This window comes from Acholeplasma laidlawii, from assembly GCF_015709225.1.
Classification (GTDB): domain Bacteria; phylum Bacillota_I; class Bacilli_A; order Acholeplasmatales; family Acholeplasmataceae; genus Acholeplasma; species Acholeplasma laidlawii_A.
This window is the reverse complement of record NZ_JADNRS010000035.1, coordinates 1-701: the sequence shown is the minus strand read 5'-3', so window position 1 is coordinate 701 and position 701 is coordinate 1. Positions and strand designations below refer to the sequence as shown.

Annotated in this window: 2 protein-coding genes; both read right to left on the bottom strand. The window is 29.0% G+C overall.

Features of this window, described 5'->3' with window-relative positions:
* Positions 1–326 (bottom strand): S26 family signal peptidase (locus IY230_RS03640; protein WP_196369968.1); only part of this gene is annotated, 326 nt, incomplete at its 3' end.
* A 116-nt stretch (positions 327–442) separates the two neighbouring features.
* The coding region (locus IY230_RS03635; protein WP_196369967.1) for a hypothetical protein at positions 443–701 on the bottom strand (259 nt) is incomplete at its 5' end.

Below are 701 nucleotides of genomic sequence, written 5' to 3'. Positions count from 1 at the left end.
TCTCCTGCTTTATTATCTCCTTCAAGCGTAATTAAATACCCAGAGCCTTTTTCTTGAATCTCTATAACACGGTGAGTAATTGTCTCTTGTTTGGTATAAACATATTTAAATGTTAGTACATCGCCAACTTCAATTGTCTTATACCATTCATTTAATTCTTGATCATCACTTGGTGCAACCTTAATAAAGACAACTGATTTAACCTTAATGTCTTTTATGTCAAAATGACTTGTATCGACGGACTCATGATTTTCCATGGAGGCTGATTGTACGATTCTAAACTGATATCCAAATACAGTAGCTGCATCATCCCTATTTTTTTTCATTGCTATAACTATAATCAAAAAGAATAGCGCTATTGCTAATACTAAATAAAATAATATATTAGTTAAAACTTTACTTACTCCCCTAAGTTTTGAAGACATTTATTAAATTCCCTTTTCTATTTAGCAATTTTAATATTTAGACTAAATGATATTTCTTTATTTTGAGCTTCATTACCTACATTTTCTGGCATAAAATAATTGATCACTATTTTTTCTGCATTCACACCACTAAAAGTAAAGTCTTGATCAAAAGCTTCTGTCATTGTTTTTGTTATTGAAATATCACCAATTGTAATTTCAACATTTAAATACTCCTTTAATGTATCATTACCTTTTGGATCAAAACCAAATGTAATATTAAAAAAACCTGCATCC